Here is a 6,217-nt window from a genome sequence, read left to right on the forward strand (position 1 = left end):
TGCAGGCGCCGACCGTGCGTGCCTCGACCACCAGCACGTCCTTGCCGGCGCGGGCCGCGGCCCGGCGCAGCCACGAGGAGGCGCGCCGGGCGCTGCGGGCTGCCGAGCGCGCGCTCGGCCGCGCCGAGGACGAGCACGCCGAAGCCGAGCGGGCCAGCCGCGCGGCCGCGCAATCGCTGCGCGAGGCGCAGGCGAACCTGCGGCGGGCCTGAGTCACACCGACCGGCGCCGGGCGTTTCCGGGCGATCGGTCCGGGTATCAGCACAGCCGTGACCTCTTTATGGATGGCCGATCGAACCGAACGCCCGTGGGACGCGACGCAGCTTGACGGCGGCTCCCGCTCCGCCGATGTCATCGTCGTCGGCGCCGGGATCACCGGCCTGATGACCGCGGTTCTGCTGGCCCGCGCCGGCAAGGACGTGCTGGTGGTCGAGGCACGCACGGTCGGCGCCTGCACCACCGGCAATACCACCGCGAAGATCAGCCTGTTGCAGGGCAGCCACCTGTCCAAGATCGTGCCGCGGCACGGCCGGGACCTGGCCCGCGCCTACATCGAGGGCAACCGTGAGGGCCAGGACTGGATCCTCAACCACTGCGACACCCACGGCATCGCGGTGCAACGCGAGGACGCCTACACCTATGCGCAGTCCGCCAAGGGCGTGCCCAGGGCGCGCGCCGAATTGCAGGCCTGCCAGGCCGTCGGGTTGCCCGCGGTCTGGGACGACGCCGCCGCCGTGCCGTTCTCGTACCACGGCGGCGTGCGCCTGCCCGACCAGGCGCAGTTCGACCCCATGCCGTTCCTCGACTCGCTGGTGAGTGAGTTGCTCGGGCGGGGCGGTCGGTTGGTGGAGCACACGCGGGTCCGCCGGGTCTCCTGGCGCGGCAAGACAGTCCGGTTGCGCGTCAACGACGCTGCGCAGCGCGACGTCGAGCTGCAGGCGGCGCAGGTCGTGCTGGCCACCGGCATTCCCATCCTGGACCGCGGCGGCTACTTCGCGCGCGTCAAGCCCAGTCGCTCGTACTGCTTCGCCTTCAAGGTCCCCGGCACCATCACCCGGCCGATGATGATCTCCACGGATTCACCGACCCGCTCGGTGCGCTACGCGCCGACCGCAGATGGCGAGCGGCTGATCGTGGGCGGCGGCGGGCACACCGTCGGCCGCAAGAAAAGCCCCACCAAAGCCCTCGAGGAACTGAAGTCGTGGGCGCGTCAGCACTACCCGGGCGCCGAGCAGACGCACTTCTGGTCGGCGCAGGACTACACCCCCATCGACCAACTGCCCTATGTCGGGCCGATCCTGCCGAACAGCGAAACCATCTTTGTGGCAACGGGATTCAACAAGTGGGGCATGACGAACGGCGCGGCCGCGGCGCTGGCCCTGTCCAGCCGCATCCTGGGCGGCCGGATGGACTGGGCTCGGGCGTTCGCCAGCTGGAGCCCCCACGAGCTGTCGGGGATCACCACGGCCCTGCAGGCGAACCTCGAGGTGGGCTTCGACCTGGCGAAGGGGTGGGTCACGCCGGCGCTTCGCACGGGCCGGCGCGACCCCACCGGCGACGAGGGCGGCGTGGTGAGCGGGCCGCCGTGGCACCTGGAGGCGCGGTGCCGCGTCGACGGCACCGAGCACCGGATCTCGCCGGTGTGCCCGCACCTCGGGGGCATCGTGAACTGGAACGACGCGGACAAGGCGTGGGAATGCCCGCTGCACGGATCGCGCTTCGCGCCCGACGGCACCCTGCTGGAGGGCCCGGCGACCCGCGACCTCACGGCCTCGTCGCGCTGAACGCTGCGGCGCGGATCGTCGCCCCGCGGGCCTGATTAAACCTGACGCCACGACGGCTGGGCGGGGTCGGCGAGCCGCTGCTCGACCGGACCGACCCCGAAGACGGCGATCACCGCCGGCTCGGGCTGGTTGGCCGGCACGCCGTCGTAGTGCGGGGTGCGAGCCGCGCGCTTCACGAAGCCACCGGGGCCCACCGGGGCGGCGTCCTGCGGGGCGAAATCGTTGCCGCTGTTGACGAACCACGTCCCCGACACCACCACCTGGATCCGGTCGGTGGCGTAGGTGTGCGGCGCGCTGAACCAGCCCGGGTTCCACCTCATCATCACCAGGTAGGGGCCCGGCCGGTCGAAATCGCCGTACAGCTTTGCCATTTCGCCGCTGTGCGGCGGCAGGTTGCCCCAGGGCTGGAAACTGATCTGGTCGAACGGCTCGACGAACGTCTGGGCCGGGTCGGGGCCGGCCTGCGGGGGTGGCGTGAGTCCGATGTCGCCCAGGCGGCCCGTTGACGTGACGTCGGCCCTGTCGGTGGCCGCCAGCGTCGCCAGCAGCAGCGGCGCCGCCAGCAACAACGCCCGCCGGTTGGAGTCCGTCTCAGCCATCGCGCCTCCCGATCCCGTTGATCCCACGATAGGCGAGATTCAGCCCGACTTCCCAAACACCATCCAGCGCAACTCGATCGGCGAGTCTGCGGGTTCGACGTCGAAGACGTCCAGGCCGTTTGCCCAGCCCTCGAACCAGCCCGTCGGGGGCCAGGACTCGGCGGGAAGGTGCGCCTTTTCGTAGTCGAACGCGGAGTCGTCGGCGATCGGCTCGAGCGGCAGGCCGGCCGCCGCGGCGATCACCTCCTCGCGGGTGAAAATCATGTTGTTGCACTGCTGGCTGAACTGCAGCGTCGCCTCGTCCGGCAGATAGCCGGGGCGCGGCACGAACGTGTTGAACACCAACCGGCCGCCCGCGGTCAGGCACTGGGCGGCCAGTTCGCACATGCCGCGCAGCTCGTGGGCCGTCCGGAAGTCGGGGACCACCTCGGAGAGCACGAGCAACTGGTACTCGTCGCGCACGCCCTCCATCGCGGTGAAGACGTCGCGTTGCACGACGGTGACGGGCAGCCCCTCCCGTTGCGCCTCGCTGCGGATCACGTCGGCGAATTTCGGGGTCATCTCGACCGCGTCCACCGGGTGGCCACGGCGGGCCAGCGCCAGGGCGTTGCGGCCGGTCCCCGCGCCGACGTCCAACACTTTGCAGGCGGCCGGGTCGGCAGCTTCCGCGGCGAGCGCCAGCACCCGCGCGTCCGGTTCGGTGCCGAACAGCGGCGGCGGCCGCACGGCCACCCACTGCTCGTAGTCGGCCTCGATGGTCCGCCAGTCCGCCTGGATGCGGAAGTTGACCCCCGTTCCGAACGGCGAGTGAAAAGCGATGAGGACGTCCGACCGGGACGACGCCCGGAAGGCCTTGGCCAGCTCGGCCCGCAGCACGGTACGCAACTGCGCCGATTGCTGCGGGGTGTACCAGACGCCGAGGCTGGCGCAGATGTTGCCGCACAGCAAGACGTATTCGTCGAGCAGAGCCGGAACCGCGGGCACCCGGATCTGGCCCTCGGCCGCCGAACGCCGATAAAGCCGCCGCACCAAGGCCTCGTGCAGCACCGAGGGGTCGGGCGGGTGGCTCGGCGGATCCTGCACGAGAACCTTCTACACGACCCCGTGGCTTTCCACCACCGCTCGGGCGGCCCGGACGGCTCGATCAGCCTGACTCGGCGGCGGCTTCCAGCAGGTCGGCGGCCGCGGCGAGGCTTGCGCCGGGCGGGGTCATGCGCGCGCCGACGTCCCGGGCGCGGTCGCGGTAGTGCGGCGCGAGCACCGCGCGCAGGTCCGCCACCAACGTATCCAGCGTGCTGGCCGAAAACGGCCTGCCGATGCCGATTTCGAGCTGGTGGATCGAGTCGGCCCAGATCGGCTGGTCGAGCCACAGCCACAGGATCAGCATCGGCACCCCGGCCCGCATGGCCGCCGCGGTGGTTCCGGAACCGCCATGATGCACCACCAGGCGGCACGCCGGGAACACCGTGGCGTGATTGACCGCGTCGACGATCTTGACGTGGGCGGGCTGCTCGGCGTCGGTGAAGTCGTTCGGGCCGCTGCAGATCAAGGCCCGCTCATCCAGCCGGGCGCAGGCCGCGCTGATCACCGCGGCGGTCTCCGCGGGGGAGGTGACGGGGGTGCTGCCGAAGCCGAAGTACAGGGGCGGCGGCCCGTCGCCGATCCAGGACAGCACCTCGGCGTCGGCAGCGGTCGGCATTTCCAGGGTCAGCGAACCCACGAAGGGGCGCCGCAATCCCGACGCCGCCCACTCCGCGGCCAACTTGGGCACACAGAACTCTTCGTAGGCCTGGATCTCCAGGGCGCGGGCCCGCGCCGGTTCCGGCTCCTCGGGCAGCCCGAGGAGAATCCGTTGGGCACCGGCGGCGATGTTGGTGATGTGTGACTGCAGGCCGCCGAGTTCGAGCGCCTCGGCGGGGAAGAAATGCAGGGCGGCCAGCGGGACCTCGTAGCGTTCGGCGACGTTGGCGACGAGCCGCTGCTCGTTCATGCCGGCCACCACCAGGTCGGCGCCGTCGACGAGCGCCGTCAACGCGGTGTTCTTCTCCGACCAGACGCTGGACGCATCTTCGGCCAGTTGCGGCAGCACGTCCATGGGATTCGGGCCGTGCTGGACGAACCGGGTGGCGAGGTCGATCCGCTCCCGGGTGTCCGGCCCGTAGGCCGCCGCGACCAGGCCCGCCGCCGCGGCGAAGTCGAGCTTGTCCGGCGGAACCGCCAACCGCACCTCGTGGCCCCGGGACAGCAGTTCGCGCGCGACGGCGACGCACGGTTCGACGTCGCCCCGGCTGCCGTAGGCCGCCAGCACAATTTTCATGTACGCCCCATTTCGCGGTGTCGCTCTAGATCCAAGCAGAACCGCGACGACCGCACCGTGCCGCCGCCGCGGCGGCCGCGCGACCTGGGGCTTGCACCGGCCAACGGTCGCGCCCGGGACGGCGCCCGAAAGCGGGCCGCTCACATCGGCCTGCCGCTGCGGGGCGCGCAACTGAACGCGCTGTAACGTACGCGTTAACCAGCCGCAACCTGGATTCGCGGTCAGCCACGCCGCGGGGCCACGCTGCAGGCCCCCGCACGACCGGCGCCGGCTGCCTGGCCTCGGCCGCAGGCCCGCTGGTCGCCGTGCCCACAGTAGTAAAGGAATGCGATTTGTTTGCTGCCCAGCTGGTTATTCCTGAACGACGGTCGGCGCAGCCGGCGTCGTGTTCGGTTACCCGGGTCTAGGCCGAGGGGAGGAGGCGACATGGACTTTGCGGTGCTGCCGCCGGAGGTCAACTCCGCGCGGATGTATTCCGGCCCCGGTTCGGGACCCATGCTCGCCGCCGCGGTGGCGTGGGACAGCCTGGCCGCCGCGCTGCACTCGGCCGCCAGCGGATATCAGTCCGAGATCGCCGGCCTGACCGCCGGGCCGTGGCTCGGACCGTCGTCCGCGGCGATGGCCGAGGCGGCCGCCCCCTACGTCGAGTGGCTGCGGATCACCGCCTCCCAGGCCGAGCAGACCGCCAACCAGGCGCGGGTCGCGGCCGCGGCCTACGAGACGGCGTTCGCCGAGACCGTGCCACCGCCGGTGGTGACCGCCAACCGGACGCTGCTGGCCGGTCTGGTCGCCACGAACGTGCTCGGGCAGAACACCCCGGCCATCGCGGCCACCGAGGCGCAGTACGCCGAGATGTGGGCCCAGGACGCCGGTGCGATGTACGGGTACGCCGGTTCGGCGGCATCGGCGACCGCGCTGACCGCCTTCGCGCCGCCGCAGCAGAACAGCACGTCCGGATCCGAGCAGTCGTCGGCGGTCAACCAGGCCACCCGCCTCGCGGCGGGCAACTCCCAGAACGCCGTGTCGTCGGCCCAGCAGGCGTTCGCGCAGGTGCCGACCACTCTGAGTAACCTCGCGGCGGCGCCCGCCGCCGCGGCCGACCCCTCGAGCGCGATCAGCGGTCTCGACGAACTCAGCGACCTGATCGCGGTGTTCCTGGACGCGCCCGCCAGCGTCGCCGGCCTCGGCATCGACTCGCCGTCGGCCGCGGTCGCCCTGCCGTTCGACATCGTCGGCGCCGAGACCGGTTTCCACACCGACGACATCATCAGCGGCTGGGCCGGCGTGCAACCCTTCCCCGGCAACGGCCCGGTGCCGCCCACCCCGTTCCCAGTCATCACCAACCTGGCGGGCGGATCGGCCGCGCCGGCCGCCGCGGGCCTCGGCCAGGCCGGCACCGTCGGCAGCCTGTCCGTCCCGCCGACGTGGACCGCGGCGGCCCCGGCGATCCGCCCGGCCGCCCTGGCGCTGCCCGCCACCGCCATCACCGCGGCCGCGCCGGCCGGCCCGCGGCCGCC

5 protein-coding genes and 1 pseudogene are annotated in these 6,217 nt (G+C 72.1%); 3 read left to right on the forward strand and 3 right to left on the reverse strand.

Annotation, left to right across the window (positions count from 1 at the left end):
- Positions 1-212 (forward strand): annotated as a pseudogene (locus A5714_RS23985) (hypothetical protein); the annotation flags it as partial.
- Between the two features lie 72 nt (positions 213-284).
- Entirely contained in the window at positions 285-1,784 is a 1,500-nt protein-coding gene (locus tag A5714_RS23990) for an FAD-dependent oxidoreductase (protein ID WP_068289653.1), read from the forward strand.
- A 35-nt stretch (positions 1,785-1,819) separates the two neighbouring features.
- Here A5714_RS23990 and A5714_RS23995 read toward each other — a convergent pair whose 3' ends face one another.
- The 3 genes from A5714_RS23995 to A5714_RS24005 all read right to left on the reverse strand — a co-directional run bounded on the left by A5714_RS23995 (position 1,820) and on the right by A5714_RS24005 (position 4,700).
- Entirely contained in the window at positions 1,820-2,383 is a 564-nt protein-coding gene (locus tag A5714_RS23995) for a tat pathway signal sequence (RefSeq protein ID WP_068074203.1), read from the reverse strand.
- A gap of 39 nt (positions 2,384-2,422) precedes the next feature.
- Positions 2,423-3,466, reverse strand: a complete 1,044-nt coding sequence (locus tag A5714_RS24000; protein WP_068289656.1) for a bifunctional 2-polyprenyl-6-hydroxyphenol methylase/3-demethylubiquinol 3-O-methyltransferase UbiG — start codon at positions 3,464-3,466, stop codon at positions 2,423-2,425.
- A gap of 61 nt (positions 3,467-3,527) precedes the next feature.
- Positions 3,528-4,700: a glycosyltransferase gene (locus tag A5714_RS24005; RefSeq protein WP_068289658.1), complete on the reverse strand. Its 1,173-nt coding sequence runs from the start codon at positions 4,698-4,700 to the stop codon at positions 3,528-3,530.
- A 426-nt stretch (positions 4,701-5,126) separates the two neighbouring features.
- Between A5714_RS24005 and A5714_RS24010 the strand changes: the two genes are divergently transcribed.
- Positions 5,127-6,217 (forward strand): PPE family protein (locus A5714_RS24010; protein WP_068289660.1); only part of this gene is annotated, 1,091 nt, incomplete at its 3' end.

Origin of the sequence: Mycobacterium sp. E2462 (assembly GCF_001672685.1) — a bacterium.
Lineage (GTDB): Bacteria > Actinomycetota > Actinomycetes > Mycobacteriales > Mycobacteriaceae > Mycobacterium.

Excerpts from the sequence above, each read along its gene's own strand:
- A5714_RS23995 (WP_068074203.1), bottom strand. The coding sequence starts at position 2,383 with ATGGCTGAGACGGACTCCAACCGGCGGGCGTTGTTGCTGGCGGCGCCG.
- A5714_RS23990 (WP_068289653.1), top strand. The coding sequence starts at position 285 with ATGGCCGATCGAACCGAACGCCCGTGGGACGCGACGCAGCTTGACGGC.
- A5714_RS24005 (WP_068289658.1), bottom strand. The coding sequence starts at position 4,700 with ATGAAAATTGTGCTGGCGGCCTACGGCAGCCGGGGCGACGTCGAACCG.